This is a genomic window from Pseudomonas cichorii, from assembly GCF_015471405.1.
GTDB classification, from domain to species: domain Bacteria; phylum Pseudomonadota; class Gammaproteobacteria; order Pseudomonadales; family Pseudomonadaceae; genus Aquipseudomonas; species Aquipseudomonas serbiensis.
The window spans coordinates 207,430-221,907 of record NZ_BLVZ01000004.1; the positions used below are offsets into that span (position 1 = coordinate 207,430).

The window sequence follows — 14,478 nt, forward strand, 5'->3', positions numbered from 1 at the left end:
GAAGTCGGCCGTGGAAAACAGCCGCATGTCACCATGCGACTCCAATTTTTTTAGCGGGATGACGGCAAGGCGTCACCCCATGCCCATGAGGCGTTCCTGACGATGCAGGATTATTTGGCACCCAGCGCCAGCTTGGCAACCTGGGCAGCCGGCTGATAGCCAGGAATCAGTTGGCCATCGGCAAGGACAATGGCCGGCGTACCGTTAACGCCAATCGACTGGCCTATTTCAAACTGTCTGGTCACCGGGTTCTCGCACTTCGGTGCCTTGATGTCCTTGCCATCGACCATGCGGTCCATGGCTTCCTTGCGGTCCTTGGAACACCATACCGCCTGCAGTTGCTGGTCGCCCGGCGAGCCCAGCCCCTGACGCGGGAAAGCCAGGTAACGAACTTCGATACCCATCTTGTTCAATTGAGCCACTTCTTCATGCAGCTTGTGGCAATAAGGACAGGTGGTGTCGGTGAAGACGGTGATATGCGATTTGGTTTCGCCAATGGCCGGGTAAACCACCATCTCGCTGGCAGGAATGCCATTGATCGTTTTTGAAATCGCCTGACGCTCGGTCTTTTCGGTCAGGTTGACCGGTTTGCCGTTCTGGATCTGGAACAGATAACCCTGCACCACGAACTGGCCATCGGCGCTGGCATAAAGAACACGACCGCCCTTGAGTTTGACTTCATAGAGGCCATTGAGCGGGCTGGCTGCGATGCTTTCTACAGGCAGCTCCAGTTGAAGCGACTCCAGGGTCTTGCGGATGGCTTGATCGGGGACAGCATCAGCCAGGGCAAACGCACTGAAAGAGCTGGCCAGGGCAACAATGGCGGCAGCAAAAACATGAGGCAAGCGCATGAAAACTCCTATGAAGGCGGACAGACCGGCGGCGCTGAAAACGACTGACGCCAGCTTCAATCTGTGAAACCGGCAAAGCCTATCACATAAGGCCTGTAACACCGACCCGGACAAACACAACTTAAATCAAGGTTCAGCCGCGTGGATGGTGCCTGGCGTGCATATCCTGCAATCGGGCACGGGCAACGTGTGTATAAATCTGTGTCGTGGACAGGTCACTGTGGCCAAGCAGCATCTGCACAACCCGCAAGTCGGCACCATGATTGAGCAAATGAGTGGCAAAAGCATGACGCAAGGTATGGGGTGACAGTGACTTGCCGATGCCGGCGACAGCGGCCTGATGCTTGATGCGGTGCCAGAAGGTCTGCCGAGTCATTTGCTCACCACGCAGGCTGGGAAACAGGACATCGCTGGGACGTCCGCCCAGCAGCTCATCACGTGCGCCGCGCATATAACGCTCGACCCAGACAATGGCCTCCTCCCCCATGGGTACCAGCCGCTCCTTGCTACCCTTGCCCATGATTCGCAGGACACCCTGACGCAAATTGACCTGCTCCAGCGTCAGACTGATCAACTCACTGACCCGCAGGCCACAGGCATAAAGCACTTCCAGCATTGCCCGGTCACGCTCACCGATCGGCTCGCTCAGGTCGGGCGCGGCCAGCAAGGCTTCAACATCGGCTTCAGACAGGGATTTGGGCAGTGGCTTGCCCAATTGCGGCATATCGATCAGCAAGGTCGGATCAACCGCAATCAGCCGCTCGCGCAGAAGGTAACGATAGAAACCACGGGCTCCGGACAGGAAGCGGGCAGTCGAACGAGGCTTGTAGGCCTGATCCATCCGCCAGGACAGGTGATCGAGAATCACATCGCGCCCGGCATCGATCAAATCCACATTGCGCTCTTGCAGCCAGCCGTTGAACAAGGCCAGATCACTGCGATAAGAGTCACGGGTGTTATCGGACAAACCCTTTTCCAGCCAGAGCGCGTCCAGAAAACGGTCGATCAGGGGGTGGTCGATGGCAGGCATTTTCACTCGTAGGCTGTATGGCGACAGATGAGTTGCATGATTAAACAGCACACAACAAAAAAGCAGCCCGAAGGCTGCTTTTTTTATGCATCGAAAGACTGTATCAGGACAGTTTTTCTTTGATGCGAGCTGCTTTACCGGACAGGTCACGCAGGTAGTACAGTTTGGCCTTGCGAACGTCGCCGCGACGTTTCACAGCCAGGCTGTCGATTTGCGGGCTGTAGGTCTGGAAAGTACGCTCAACGCCAACACCGTTGGAGATTTTACGAACAGTGAAAGCACTGTTCACGCCACGGTTACGCTTGGCAATTACAACGCCTTCAAACGCTTGCAGACGTGCGCGGTCGCCTTCCTTCACTTTCACCTGAACGACGATAGTGTCGCCCGGGGCAAAGGTAGGGATCTCTTTGGTCATCTGCTCTGCTTCGAGGGCAAGAATGATTTTGTTAGTCATGCTGGTGCTCCTAAGGTAATCCGTCTGGATCGACCATCGATACGTTAACTATCGTCCCGCTCGCGGATGTATTCCGCCAGCAGCTTCTTCTCTTCTCCAGAAAGCGAGCGGCTTTCCAGAAGATCGGCGCGTCGTTCATAGGTCCGCCCAAGGGACTGCTGTAAACGCCAACGCCGGATATGCGCGTGATTGCCACTTAGCAACACGTCGGGAACACGCTGATCCGCATACACCTCAGGTCGGGTGTAATGCGGGCAATCCAGCAGACCGTCCGTGAAGGAATCTTCCTCCGCGGAGTCCACATGCCCTAAAGCTCCAGGCAGCAGTCGCGTAACCGCGTCGATCAGCACCATTGCCGGTAGCTCGCCACCAGACAGTACATAGTCACCAATCGACCACTCTTCATCGACATGAGCATCAATAAAACGCTCGTCAATGCCTTCATAACGACCGGCGATGAGGATAATCGCTTCCTCCTGCGCCAGTTCGCGTACCGCAGACTGATCCAGCTTGCGGCCTTGTGGCGACAGGTAAATCACCTTCGCCGCATCCCCCGCTGCCTGCCTGGCCTGAACCAGAGCATCCTCAAGGGGCTTGATCTTCATCACCATGCCCGGACCACCGCCAAATGGGCGATCATCCACAGTGTGATGACGATCAGTGGTGTAGTCCCGCGGATTCCAACAAGTGAGCTGCAAGAGCCCCTGTTTCACCGCACGGCTGGTAATGCCGTATTCGCTGATGGCGGAAAACATCTCAGGGAACAAACTGATGACTTCTATGCGCATGCTAGCCATGGCATTCAGAAGTCCGCATCCCAATCCACCTTCATCTCGCCGGCATCCAGGTCGATTGCCAGCACACATTGCTCCGTGTAGGGCAACAGGCGCTCGCGATCATCCAGACTGCCCGCGCAGGGCTTGACCACCATTACATCGTTCGAGCCGGTTTCAAGCAGGTGATCGATCTTGCCGAGCAATTGCCCAAGCGTGTCGATGACCTTCAGGCCTTCAAGCTGGTACCAGTAGTACTCGCCATCGTCCAGATCAGGGAACAGGTTACGCGGCACGCAGATTTCGCAACCGGACAGAAGACGCGCTTCGTCGCGATCATCGAGACCCTTGAGCCTTGCGACCAGGAACTTGCCTTGCAAGCGTCCGCTGACCAGCTCTACCTGTTTTTCCACTTTCCCTTCGCGCCGCAGCGTCCAGGTCGTGTAGTCCAGCAGGTTATCAATCGGATCCGTAAAGGAATAAACCTTCACTTCGCCGCGAACGCCATGAACCGAGAAAATCTTGCCTATGACGATCAGATCGTCGGCAGATGCAGGCGTCGCGTTCATAGGTTTCAGGCCGCAGCCTTAGCCTTGTTGTGCTCTTTGATCAACTGAGCAACGCGCTCGGAAGTCTGAGCACCAACGCCCAGCCAGTAGTTCAGGCGTTCTTCGTTGACGGACAGACGAACTTCCTGACCACGAGCAATCGGGTTGAAGAAACCGATTTGTTCTTTGTGGGAACCGTCACGAGCGTTGCGGCTGTCGGTTACGGTCAGGTGGTAAAACGGGCGCTTTTTGGAGCCGCCAAGGGCAAGACGGATGGTTAGCATTGAACATCGTTCCTGTAGTCGGTGCTGCAAATCTAAGATGCACAGCGGGCATGGGTGCCCGAAAGGCCGCATATTCTAAGGAATATCCCGACTTTTGCAAATGTCTTTTTCCGGCGCCTGTCGGCATGCCATCCAGATTTGCAATGAAACTGTCGTAAGACAGCGGTTGAGTCCCGCAGAACGCGGGATTGCTGGAGGCCAAGCCTCCAGAATGAATGCGCGCAAAGTTTCTTGCGCGCGACACAATCACATTTTTGGCATGCCGCCGCCAGGGAACATTCCACCCATGCCGCGCATCATTTTTGCCATACCGCCCTTGGCGGAGAATTTCTTCATCATCTTCTGCATCTGTTTATGCTGCTTGATCAGACGCCCGATGTCCTGAACCTGGGTTCCCGAACCGATGGCGATACGGCGCTTGCGCGAACCGCTGATCAGATCAGGGTCGCGGCGCTCGGCCGGCGTCATCGAGTTGATGATGGCTTCCATCTGCTTGAACTGCTTCTCGGCAGCACCCTGGGCATTGCCCATCTGCGAGAGGTTCATGCCACCGATACTCGGCAGCTTGTCCATGAGGCCGCCAAGGCCGCCCATGTTCTTCATCTGTTGCAACTGGTCGCGGAAGTCTTCGAGATCGAAGCCCTTGCCCTTCTTGAGCTTCTTGGCCAGCTTGTCGGCTTTCTCTTTATCGAGCGTCTGCTCGGCCTGTTCGATCAGGCTGAGTACGTCGCCCATGCCGAGAATTCGCGACGCGATACGATCCGGGTGGAACGGTTCCAGAGCTTCGCTCTTCTCGCCCATACCGATGAACTTGATCGGCTTGCCGGTAATCGCCCGCACCGACAGTGCGGCACCGCCACGCGCATCACCATCGACCTTGGTGAGAACCACACCGGTCAATGGCAGCGCATCGCCGAAGGCCTTGGCGGTGTTGGCAGCATCCTGACCGGTCATGGCATCGACCACGAACAGGGTTTCTGCCGGTTTCACCACGGCATGCAATGCCTGGATCTCGCCCATCATCTCTGCATCGACGTGCAGGCGACCGGCGGTATCGACGATCACGACGTCGATGAACTTGAGCTTCGCTTCGCGGATGGCAGCCTGGGCGATATCCACAGGCTTCTGGCTGATATCGGAAGCGAAGAACGTCACGCCGATATCGTTGGCCAGGGTTTCCAGCTGCTTGATGGCCGCCGGACGGTAAACGTCAACCGACACGACCATGACGGTTTTCTTCTTGCGCTCCTTGAGGAAGCGCGCAAGTTTGCCGGCGGTGGTGGTTTTACCCGCACCCTGCAAACCCGCCATGAGCACGACAGCCGGCGGCGTGACGTTGAGCACCAGATCTTCGTTGGCGGCGCCCATCAGGCTTTCGAGTTCGGCCTGAACGATCTTCACGAATGCCTGGCCTGGCGTCAGGCTGCGCGACACCTCGGTGCCTACGGCGCGTTCCTTGACGCTATTGACGAAGTCCTTGACCACCGGCAGGGCGACATCGGCTTCAAGCAAAGCCATGCGCACTTCGCGCAAGGTATCTTTGATGTTGTCCTCGGTCAGCTTGGCCTTGCCAGTTACGTGGCGCAGCGTCTGCGAGAGGCGGTCGGTAAGGTTTTCAAACATGCGCGATCCTTTCAGGCTCTGGTCGAACCCCGGTTGGTGCGGCCCGGCCCGCAATAATAATGGCGCTCGGCGAGCCTGCGGCTTGAGCAGGTCGCGGATTATAGCGAAGACTCCGCGGAACTGACACCACGCTGACTGCTTATGTAGTCTTTCGTGAAATGTCGGTTCTATGCCAAACTCAGCGTCTTTCGGGCTCGTCCTTCAGGATCTATGTTCCCTCTAACACCCAGTCTGCTTTCAAGCCTCGCCGCCGCCAGCCTCTATGCCGCTGCGACCGTCTATCAGGGCGTACGCCTGAATCAGACCACCAAACCCGACAAGCGGCTGCTTGTACTGCTCGGCACCCTGGCCGTCATTGCCCATGCCATCGGCCTTTATTCCCAACTGATGCACCCGGCAGGCCTGGGACTGGACTTTTTCAACTCCGCCAGCCTGATCGCCGTGTCGGTCATCGCTCTGACCCTGATCGCCACCACGCGAATACCCGTGGAAAACCTGCTGGTTCTGCTGTTCCCGCTGGGCATGATAACTGCCCTGCTCGCCCAGTACGCCCCCAGCGGCACGGTGCAGCCGATCATTGAAGAGCCGGGCATTCTCAGCCATATCCTGCTTTCCATCCTGGCTTACGGCATGTTCACCATCGCAGTGTTCCAGGCGTTGCTGCTGCTGGTGCAGGATCATCAGCTCAAGCACAAGCACCCTTCGGGCCTGATCAAGAACTTCCCGCCCCTGCAAACCATGGAAAGCCTGCTGTTCGGTTTCCTGTGGGCCGGCTGGACACTGCTGTCGCTGTCGCTGATCTCCGGCTGGCTGTTCGTCGAGAACCTGTTTGCCCAGCATCTGGTACACAAGACCCTGCTCGCCTGTCTGGCCTGGGTGGTTTTCAGCGTCTTGCTGTGGGGTCGCAACCGCCTCGGCTGGCGTGGGCATAAAGCTATTCGCTGGACCCTGGGCGGCTTCTGCCTGCTGATGCTGGCCTATTTCGGCAGCAAGCTGGTACGCGAATTCATTCTGCATATCTGACGGGCGTCGATCATGGATAATCTGCCCCTCGGCCCACTTCTGGGTGTGCTGACCCTGCTGATGCTCTGGTCCGGTCTGCTGACCGCTGTCGAGACGGCTCATCACCTGCTCAAGACGTTGCGCGCCGGCAGCCGCTCCAGTGAGGCGGCGACCTTTCCGGAACTGGCCTTCGAGCTCAACAGCCTGATTCTGAGCAATACGCTGATCAAGACCCTGATCACCGTCATCGCCACGCTGATTGCAGTCAATGGCTGGTTCGATAACGGCCCAACCGTTGCCTGGCTCATCACCGCTGGCGCCATGCTGGTATTTGCCGAATTCATCCCGCGCCGCCTCGCAGCCCGCTACCCCGTCGCCACTCTGTTGCTCGGTAACGGGACGCTGCATATCCCGATGAAGATCGTCTGGCCGCTGACCTGCGTCTTCAGCGCGATTGCAAAATACCTGCTGCGCCTTTTCGGCGTACATAAAGTGCCGAGCCAGGATAAAGACCTGGACGACGAATCGCAGAAACACAGCCACGATGGCGTTCAGGAATATCACCCACGCGCCAATGTCATCTCCGGCATTCATGCCCTGGACAGCATCACGGTCAATGACATTCTGATACCGCGCAACGAAGTGGACGGCGTCAACCTCGACGACCCCATCGAGCAGATCATCGAACGCCTGATCATTTCGCGACACACCCGCCTGCCGGTCTATCACAACGATATCAATCAGGTTCAGGGGGTTCTCAATACCCGTCAGATCAGCCATCTGCTGCCCAAGGGCGAACTGACCAAGGAGCAATTGCTGGCTGTCTGCTACGAACCTTACTTTGTGCCCGAAAGCACGCCATTGCAGTTGCAACTGCTCAACTTCCACAAGCAGCAGCGTCGGCTGGGTGTGGTGGTGGACGAATATGGCGAAGTGCTGGGCATTGTCAGCCTGGAAGACATCCTCGAAGAGATCGTCGGCGAGTTCGAGAACGAACAAAGCCTCAACAATCCCCATGTCACGCGCCAGACGGACGGACGCCTTGAAGTGGAAGGCGCTGCGTCGATTCGCGAACTGAACAAGAGCCTCGGCTGGCACCTGCCTTCCGATGGCCCCAAGACCCTTAACGGCCTGGTGACCGAAGCGCTGGAAACCATTCCCGAAGGTCCGGTCTGCCTGAAAATCGGCCCGTACCGGCTGGAAATCCTGGAAACCGAGGATAATCGCGTGAAGCGGGTGCTGATGTGGCAGAACGCTCCAAGCCTGGTTTTTACCTGAGAAAAGCGTAATGCTCAGGCTGCGTGAAAACACAGCCTGACCGAGCACAGCAGTTTTCAGACAGCCCGATGTTACTACTTGTTTCGCGAGCACAGCCCTTCCTATAATCCCTTCGCTTACCCAGCCAGCCGTAGCGCGTGCTACCCGCACCCAGCGCAGACGGCCAGTCATTCAGCCTGAACGACTCGCACCTTTTATGGCACGCTCCCATCCACGAGCGCTGTCATTACCCTCCAGCCCAACCGGGCCAATCTGATCAGTGCTGCGCCCACAATCACAAGAATGAACATTTGCCGCTACGTGGCCCACGTCGCAGGCAAGATGACTGTCAGGGATATCCGCATGACCAGCACCGCTACTCTCAGCGAAAACGACGACACCCAAACACCACCCACCAACTCGCCAACCCGCGTTGCAACCGCCAGCTTCATTGGCACCGCCATCGAGTTCTACGACTTTTACGTCTACGCCACGGCTGCGGCACTGGTGATCGGCCCGGTTTTCTTTCCACAGACCTCCGGCACCGCCCAGATGCTGTCGTCATTTCTGACCTTCGGCATCGCCTTTCTCGCACGGCCGCTAGGGTCGGCACTGTTCGGCCATTTCGGTGACCGTATCGGACGCAAATCAACGCTGGTGGCTTCATTGCTGCTGATGGGTTTCTGCACCACCCTGATTGGCGTGCTGCCCGGCTATGCAACCATCGGAGCCTGGGCACCGATCATTCTCTGCCTGCTGCGTTTCGGCCAGGGGCTGGGGCTTGGCGGTGAATGGGGAGGCGCTGCGCTACTGGCAACGGAAAATGCCCCCAAGGGCAAACGAGCCTGGTTCGGCATGTTCCCGCAACTGGGGCCATCCATTGGTTTTCTGGCAGCCAACGGCCTGTTTCTGGCACTGGCGCTGACACTCAGCGACGAGCAATTTCGCTCGTGGGGCTGGAGGATTCCATTTCTGCTCAGCGCCGCTCTGGTCATGGTCGGGCTGTATGTGCGTCTGAAACTGGAAGAGACACCGGTCTTCGCCAAAGCCATTGCACGCCATGAGCGGGTCAAGATGCCGATCGTGGAAACCTTCAGCCAGCACTGGAAACCGATGCTGCTGGGTGCCGCCTCAATGGTCGTGTGCTACGCGCTGTTCTATATCTCGACGGTCTTTTCCCTGAGCTACGGGGTTTCCACACTGGGCTATAGCCGGGAAACCTTCCTGGGCCTGCTGTGCTTCGCGGTGCTGTTCATGGCCGCGGCCACACCTTTGTCGGCCTGGGCAAGCGACCGCTTTGGGCGCAAGCCGGTGCTGATTGTCGGCGGTGTACTGGCGATTCTCTCGGGCTTTCTCATGGAGCCGCTGCTCACCCACGGCACGACCTGGGGTGTTGCGCTGTTCCTGTGTATCGAGCTGTTCCTGATGGGCGTGACCTTCGCCCCCATGGGCGCACTGTTGCCGGAACTGTTCCCGACACAGGTGCGTTACACCGGCGCATCGGCAGCCTACAACCTGGGCGGAATCGTCGGCGCATCCGTCGCCCCGTTCTTTGCACAGAAGCTGGTGGCAATGGGCGGCTTGAGCTGGGTTGGCGGGTATGTGTCGGCAGCAGCGCTGATCAGCCTGCTGGCTGTGCTGTGCCTGAAAGAGACGAGAGACAGAGAACTCTGAAGATCGCCGGTAGGAGCGAATTCATTCGCGAAAAATGGCTTCGCGAATGAATTCGCTCCTACGCGGGGCTACTTACAAAATGACGTTGACCGCCGCCGAAGCACGGGTCGCCTTGGCGCGAGCGGCTTCGATGGACTCGTCACGCGCCAGGGCTACGCCCATGCGGCGCTGACCGTTGACTTCTGGCTTGCCGAACAGACGCAATGCAGTATCCGGCTCGGCCAGTGCTGCACCCAGGTTAGCGAAAGCGGTTTGTGTGGATTGACCCTCGACCAGAATCACCGCCGAAGCCGATGGCCCGAACTGGCGGATCAACGGTACAGGCAGGCCCAGAATGGCACGGGCATGCAGGGCAAACTGGGACAGGTCCTGAGAAATCAGGGTCACCAGACCGGTGTCATGCGGACGCGGCGACACTTCGCTGAACCACACCTGATCGCCCTTGATGAACAACTCGACACCAAAGATGCCGCGACCGCCCAACGCCTCGGTCACCGCCTTGGCAACGCGCTCGGACTCAGCCAGCGCAACCGGGCTCATGGCCTGTGGCTGCCAGGATTCCTGATAGTCGCCTTTCTCCTGACGATGACCAACCGGCGCACAGAAAGTAGTACCGCCGACATGACGCACAGTCAGCAGAGTGATTTCGTAATCGAAATCGATAAAGCCTTCGACGATCACACGGCCCTTGCCTGCACGACCGCCTTCCTGCGCGTAATCCCAGGCCTTCTGGATATCATCGGCGCTCTTGAGCAGGCTTTGGCCCTTGCCCGACGAACTCATGACCGGCTTGACCACGCAAGGGAAGCCCAGGTCCAGGACCGCTTTGCTGTAGTCCTCGAAGGTATCGGCAAAGTGGTACGGCGACGTCGGCAGCTTGAGTTCTTCGGCAGCCAGACGACGAATGCCTTCACGGTTCATGGTCAGTTGCGCAGCACGGGCTGTTGGAATGACGGTGAAACCTTCGGACTCAAGCTCGACCAGGGTAGCGGTCGCGATGGCTTCGATTTCCGGAACGATGAAATGCGGCTTCTCGGCCTCGACCACCGCACGCAGAGCAGCACCGTCGAGCATGTTGATCACATGGCTGCGATGGGCGACCTGCATGGCAGGCGCATCGGCATAACGGTCAACGGCGATCACTTCGACGCCCAGGCGTTGCAGCTCGATCACTACTTCCTTGCCCAGCTCGCCACTGCCGCAAAACAATACGCGAGTCGCGGTAGGCGACAGTGGAGTTCCGATTTGAGTCATCTCAGGTCCTCGTGAAGCAGATATCGATGGCAGCCCGCCGTATGCGAGCGACCGCTAAGGAGAAAGGCGCGCAATTTACCACGAAGCCCTGCAAATAGGGGCTCAACCCGGACAAGCGTTCTTGCGGATACGCCAGGCCATGATTAGCCAGACGGCCGTCACGCCCGCGAATTTGGAGCCAAGAGCTGTCAGTATCACCGGCGCCGTCAAGGCATCGATCAGGCCGAAAAAGATAAAGGTGTCCAGCGGGATGCTCAGCGCAGAGCTGATCCACAGCCGGTCATGCAACGGGCGCCTGGTAATGCTGAACACCAGCCAGTCGATGCATTCGGAAACCGCAAAAGCCGTGGCGCTGGCCAGAGCAATGGCAGGCTCGCTGGTGACGTAAGACAGCAGCAGCGCCACCAGCATGGCGAGGATCGCGCCATGGCCGAAACGGGTCTGCACCATATCGCGCAGGACAAACACCAGCCCGCCCCAGGCCGACCAGATGATATCCAGATGCGGGGCGGTGGAAAAAGCGAAGTTGATCAGCACGACACTGCTGATGTAGGCGATCAGGAAAAGCATGGAAAAAGATGTCTTGGGAAAAACGGGTGGCAATGGTAGCAGAATGAGGGAGGCGGCTTGTCGGCAACAGAACCGACACATTCATTACCGAGAAACAGACCAGACCACCCCGCTCGCCTTGGCCCGCTCATGGCACAACCCCAGCACCGCCCGCCGCTCGTCATTGCTCATGCGGCTCCAGCCGGTGATCTCGGCGACCGTTCGCTGACAGCCGGTGCAGATATCGTCTTCGTCCAGCGCACAGATGCTCACGCAGGGCGAGCGGACGGGTTTTTCTGTAATCGGTTCAGTGCTCATCAGTCTTCCTGCACGGCCAGGTCGCGGGCGTAACGCTGGGCGTTGTGAACGTAATGCGCGGCGCTGGCTTCGAGCATCTTCTTCTGGACATCGGTGAGTTCACGCACCACCTTGCCCGGCGAGCCCATCACAAGGGAACCATCGGGGATGACCTTGCCTTCGCCGATCAGCGAGTTGGCGCCAATGATGCAGTATTTGCCGATCTTTGCGCCGTTGAGAATCACGGAGTTGATGCCGATGAGGCTGTAATCGTCGACGCTGCAACCGTGCAGCATGACGTTATGACCAATGGTGACGCCTTTGCCGATGTTCAGCGGCGAGCCCATATCGGTATGCATCACCGTGCCATCCTGCACGTTGCTGTTTTCGCCGATATGGATCAGTTCGTTATCGCCCCGCAGCACGGCATTGAACCAGACACTCGCCCCGGCCTCCAGCTTGACCTTGCCGATCAGGACCGCATTGGGCGCGACCCAGCTTTGTGGATCGGTCTGGACACGGGAGTCTCCCAGGCGATATTTCATGGTTTTTCCTCAGGCTGATGACCGCACTCACAGGCGCGGTTCGTTATAAATGATCACTCAGGTGGTGGACCGCTCGGGCGGATGATGCAGGCTGATCTTCGTGTCATACAGCACATTGACCAGTTCGACGATCATGATCGCCGTCAGCCCCCAGATCTTGTATCCGCCATAACGATAGCTCGGCACGTACCAACTGCGACCGTCATAATCGATCCGGTGGGTATGTTCGCGAGCGTCCTGGCGGAAGAATTCCAGCGGCACGCTGAAGACCGCAGCGATTTCAGCATCATTGGGGCGGTATTCGACAAAGTCGGGAATCACGCCGACATAAGGCGTGACCTTGATGCCATGCTTGGAAATCAGCGGGCTCAGAGGGCCGACGATCTCGACGAGGCCGGGCGGCAGGCCGATTTCCTCTTCGGCCTCGCGCAGGGCCGTGAATATCAGATCGGGATCATCCGGATCGCGTCGTCCACCCGGAAAAGCCACTTCCCCGCCGTGGGTGGAAAGCCCGCTGGCGCGCAAGGTCAGGATCAATTCGGGTTCATCACTGCGCGTGACCGGCAGCAATACCGCCGCCTCGGGAAACCGTCGGTCCGACTCAAGAATATCTGGCGTGTGACTGCTTACACGGAGAAGTAGCTCATCCAGCATGGGAAATCTCGATCTGTTGCACTCTTGGCATCATGCACCAAAGCGGCGAACTGCCCAACCCCTTGCAGGACGGTCATACAATCGCGAAACTTGCAGGTCCGCCCTGCAGCAAGCCAGGATAGCGTCTGCTTTAACGGATCGAACGAAACCATGAAATTCTGCAGCCAGTGCGGTAACCCAGTCATCCTGCGCATTCCAGAGGGCGATAGCCGCCTGCGCCATGTATGCGAGCATTGCCATACCATTCATTATCAGAACCCGAATATTGTGGCGGGCTGCCTGGTTACGCAGGGCAAAAAAGTCTTGCTGTGCCGCCGCGCCATCGAGCCGCGCCTGGGTTTCTGGACCTTGCCGGCCGGTTTCATGGAGAACGGTGAAACCATCGAACAGGCGGCGCGCCGCGAAACCATCGAGGAAGCCTGCGCCACGCTGACTGACTTGCATCTGTATGCGCTGATCGACGTACCGCATATCAATCAGGTGCATGTGTTCTACCGCGCCGAACTCGCCACTCCAGAATTCGCCGCCGGGGTCGAAAGCCTTGAGGTGCAATTATTCGACGAAGCCGATATTCCATGGCATGACCTGGCTTTCATGACAGTCAGGCGTACCCTAGAATACTTCTTCGCGGACAGACGCCAGCAGGTTTACCCAGTGCATACCAGCGCCCTGCCAGCCTCGCGCCCGATACAGGACACCTAATCAATCCGGCACTCAGGTGCTTTCAGGGATACCGCAATGCGTTGGCTGTTCGCTCTCTTCTGCATGTCTTTCGTTCCGCTGTCGCAGGCGGCCTTTACCCAGACCATCGTGCCCAAGGGCAGCGAACAGAAAATCATCGACCACAAGGTCATCAACACCCAAAGCCTGGCTGACAAGAAAATCGACAAGGTGCTGGTGCTGAAATCCGCACGCCAGTTGCAACTGATCAGCGGCGGCGAAGCGCTCAAGACTTACCGCATTTCCTTGGGCAGAAACCCCAAGGGCACAAAGTTGCAGGAAGGCGACCAGCGCACACCGGAAGGTTTCTACTGGCTTGACTGGCGCAAGCCCAGCAACAACTACAACCTGTCGATACACATTTCCTACCCGAACATCTCAGATTCAGCACGCGCACGCCGTGAAGGCGTCAAGCCTGGCAGCATGATCATGCTGCACGGCACGCCCGTGGACGAAGAATATCCGGAGTGGTATTTCCATACCCTGGACTGGACCAATGGCTGCATCGCGCTGAAGAACAACGATATGCGTGAGGTCTGGGATCTGGTGAAGGACGGCACGATGATCGAGATTCGGCCGTAATCGCATGTTCGCGAATGAATTCGCTCCTACAGTGGGAGCGAATTCATACGCGAAAAACACGATGTAACTCTAGAACGCTTCCAGCCGCCACACTTCATAAGCTGGCGTTTCGTACGGATGGCTCTGCTTGAGAGCCATCACTGCCTGATGAATAGACTCATCGGCCACGACCATCTCGACTTTCCATTCCTCGACCGTCTCGACCACTCCACCCTGACCGATAAATGGCTGACTGCCATCCAGCGGGCGGAACTGACCCTGGCCGAGCACTTGCCATGAACAGTGATCGTAAGCGCCGATTCGCCCTGCACCAGCGGCGAATACGGCGTTCTTGACCTGCTCTACATGGCTTGCAGGCACGAAGAAGGCAAGCTTGTACAT

General features: G+C 57.9%; 17 protein-coding genes and 2 pseudogenes. 6 read left to right on the forward strand and 13 right to left on the reverse strand.

The window, feature by feature from the left end:
• Positions 1-110: 110 nt before the first annotated feature.
• From dsbC to ffh, 7 genes are all read right to left on the reverse strand, one after another.
• Complete coding sequence (dsbC, locus tag JL015_RS07035) at positions 111-851, reverse strand: bifunctional protein-disulfide isomerase/oxidoreductase DsbC (protein ID WP_201017932.1); 741 nt, start codon at positions 849-851, stop codon at positions 111-113.
• A 133-nt stretch (positions 852-984) separates the two neighbouring features.
• A complete protein-coding gene (xerD, locus tag JL015_RS07040) occupies positions 985-1,881 on the reverse strand; it encodes a site-specific tyrosine recombinase XerD (protein ID WP_201003687.1) in 897 nt (298 codons plus the stop codon).
• A 103-nt stretch (positions 1,882-1,984) separates the two neighbouring features.
• Positions 1,985-2,335 carry a 50S ribosomal protein L19 gene (rplS, locus tag JL015_RS07045; protein ID WP_025258887.1) on the reverse strand — a complete coding sequence of 117 codons (351 nt, stop codon included), beginning with the start codon at positions 2,333-2,335 and terminating at the stop codon, positions 1,985-1,987.
• Between the two features lie 44 nt (positions 2,336-2,379).
• Positions 2,380-3,132, reverse strand: a complete 753-nt coding sequence (gene trmD, locus JL015_RS07050) for a tRNA (guanosine(37)-N1)-methyltransferase TrmD (RefSeq protein WP_201003689.1) — start codon at positions 3,130-3,132, stop codon at positions 2,380-2,382.
• Positions 3,133-3,137: 5 nt separating this feature from the next.
• On the reverse strand, positions 3,138-3,677 hold the full coding sequence (gene rimM, locus JL015_RS07055; RefSeq protein WP_201017933.1) for a ribosome maturation factor RimM: 540 nt from the start codon (positions 3,675-3,677) through the stop codon (positions 3,138-3,140).
• Between the two features lie 5 nt (positions 3,678-3,682).
• On the reverse strand, positions 3,683-3,940 hold the full coding sequence (gene rpsP / locus JL015_RS07060) for a 30S ribosomal protein S16 (RefSeq protein ID WP_025258884.1): 258 nt from the start codon (positions 3,938-3,940) through the stop codon (positions 3,683-3,685).
• A 246-nt stretch (positions 3,941-4,186) separates the two neighbouring features.
• Positions 4,187-5,563 (reverse strand): signal recognition particle protein, encoded by a 1,377-nt coding sequence (gene ffh, locus JL015_RS07065; RefSeq protein WP_201003693.1) that lies wholly within the window; start codon positions 5,561-5,563, stop codon positions 4,187-4,189.
• A gap of 210 nt (positions 5,564-5,773) precedes the next feature.
• Between ffh and JL015_RS07070 the strand changes: the two genes are divergently transcribed.
• The 4 genes and pseudogenes from JL015_RS07070 to JL015_RS07080 all read left to right on the forward strand — a co-directional run bounded on the left by JL015_RS07070 (position 5,774) and on the right by JL015_RS07080 (position 9,496).
• A complete protein-coding gene (locus JL015_RS07070) occupies positions 5,774-6,586 on the forward strand; it encodes a cytochrome C assembly family protein (protein ID WP_201017934.1) in 813 nt (270 codons plus the stop codon).
• Positions 6,587-6,598: 12 nt separating this feature from the next.
• Positions 6,599-7,046, forward strand: a pseudogene (locus JL015_RS28035) (DUF21 domain-containing protein); the annotation flags it as partial.
• 62 nt (positions 7,047-7,108) lie between these two features.
• Positions 7,109-7,843: pseudogene (locus JL015_RS28040) on the forward strand (transporter associated domain-containing protein); the annotation flags it as partial.
• A 342-nt stretch (positions 7,844-8,185) separates the two neighbouring features.
• The gene (locus JL015_RS07080) at positions 8,186-9,496 is read left to right on the forward strand and encodes an MFS transporter (RefSeq protein ID WP_201017936.1); all 1,311 of its coding nucleotides are present in this window, start codon (positions 8,186-8,188) and stop codon (positions 9,494-9,496) included.
• 72 nt (positions 9,497-9,568) lie between these two features.
• Here JL015_RS07080 and purT read toward each other — a convergent pair whose 3' ends face one another.
• From purT to JL015_RS07105, 5 genes are all read right to left on the reverse strand, one after another.
• Positions 9,569-10,750 carry a formate-dependent phosphoribosylglycinamide formyltransferase gene (gene purT, locus JL015_RS07085; protein WP_201017937.1) on the reverse strand — a complete coding sequence of 394 codons (1,182 nt, stop codon included), beginning with the start codon at positions 10,748-10,750 and terminating at the stop codon, positions 9,569-9,571.
• Between the two features lie 102 nt (positions 10,751-10,852).
• Entirely contained in the window at positions 10,853-11,320 is a 468-nt protein-coding gene (locus JL015_RS07090; protein ID WP_025258878.1) for a VUT family protein, read from the reverse strand.
• A gap of 84 nt (positions 11,321-11,404) precedes the next feature.
• Entirely contained in the window at positions 11,405-11,617 is a 213-nt protein-coding gene (locus JL015_RS07095) for a DUF1289 domain-containing protein (RefSeq protein ID WP_201017938.1), read from the reverse strand.
• The gene (locus JL015_RS07100) at positions 11,617-12,141 is read right to left on the reverse strand and encodes a gamma carbonic anhydrase family protein (RefSeq protein ID WP_201003707.1); all 525 of its coding nucleotides are present in this window, start codon (positions 12,139-12,141) and stop codon (positions 11,617-11,619) included. Before JL015_RS07100 ends, JL015_RS07095 begins: the two co-directional genes overlap by 1 nt.
• 57 nt (positions 12,142-12,198) lie before the next feature.
• Complete coding sequence (locus JL015_RS07105) at positions 12,199-12,795, reverse strand: CoA pyrophosphatase (protein WP_201003709.1); 597 nt, start codon at positions 12,793-12,795, stop codon at positions 12,199-12,201.
• Between the two features lie 150 nt (positions 12,796-12,945).
• On the opposite strand from JL015_RS07105, the gene JL015_RS07110 reads away from it, so the two are divergent.
• Both JL015_RS07110 and JL015_RS07115 read left to right on the forward strand, forming a co-directional pair.
• Positions 12,946-13,497 (forward strand): NUDIX hydrolase, encoded by a 552-nt coding sequence (locus JL015_RS07110; RefSeq protein WP_201003711.1) that lies wholly within the window; start codon positions 12,946-12,948, stop codon positions 13,495-13,497.
• A 36-nt stretch (positions 13,498-13,533) separates the two neighbouring features.
• The gene (locus tag JL015_RS07115) at positions 13,534-14,097 is read left to right on the forward strand and encodes a L,D-transpeptidase family protein (protein WP_201003713.1); all 564 of its coding nucleotides are present in this window, start codon (positions 13,534-13,536) and stop codon (positions 14,095-14,097) included.
• A 69-nt stretch (positions 14,098-14,166) separates the two neighbouring features.
• Here JL015_RS07115 and JL015_RS07120 read toward each other — a convergent pair whose 3' ends face one another.
• Positions 14,167-14,478, reverse strand: a complete 312-nt coding sequence (locus tag JL015_RS07120) for a Nif3-like dinuclear metal center hexameric protein (RefSeq protein WP_201003716.1) — start codon at positions 14,476-14,478, stop codon at positions 14,167-14,169.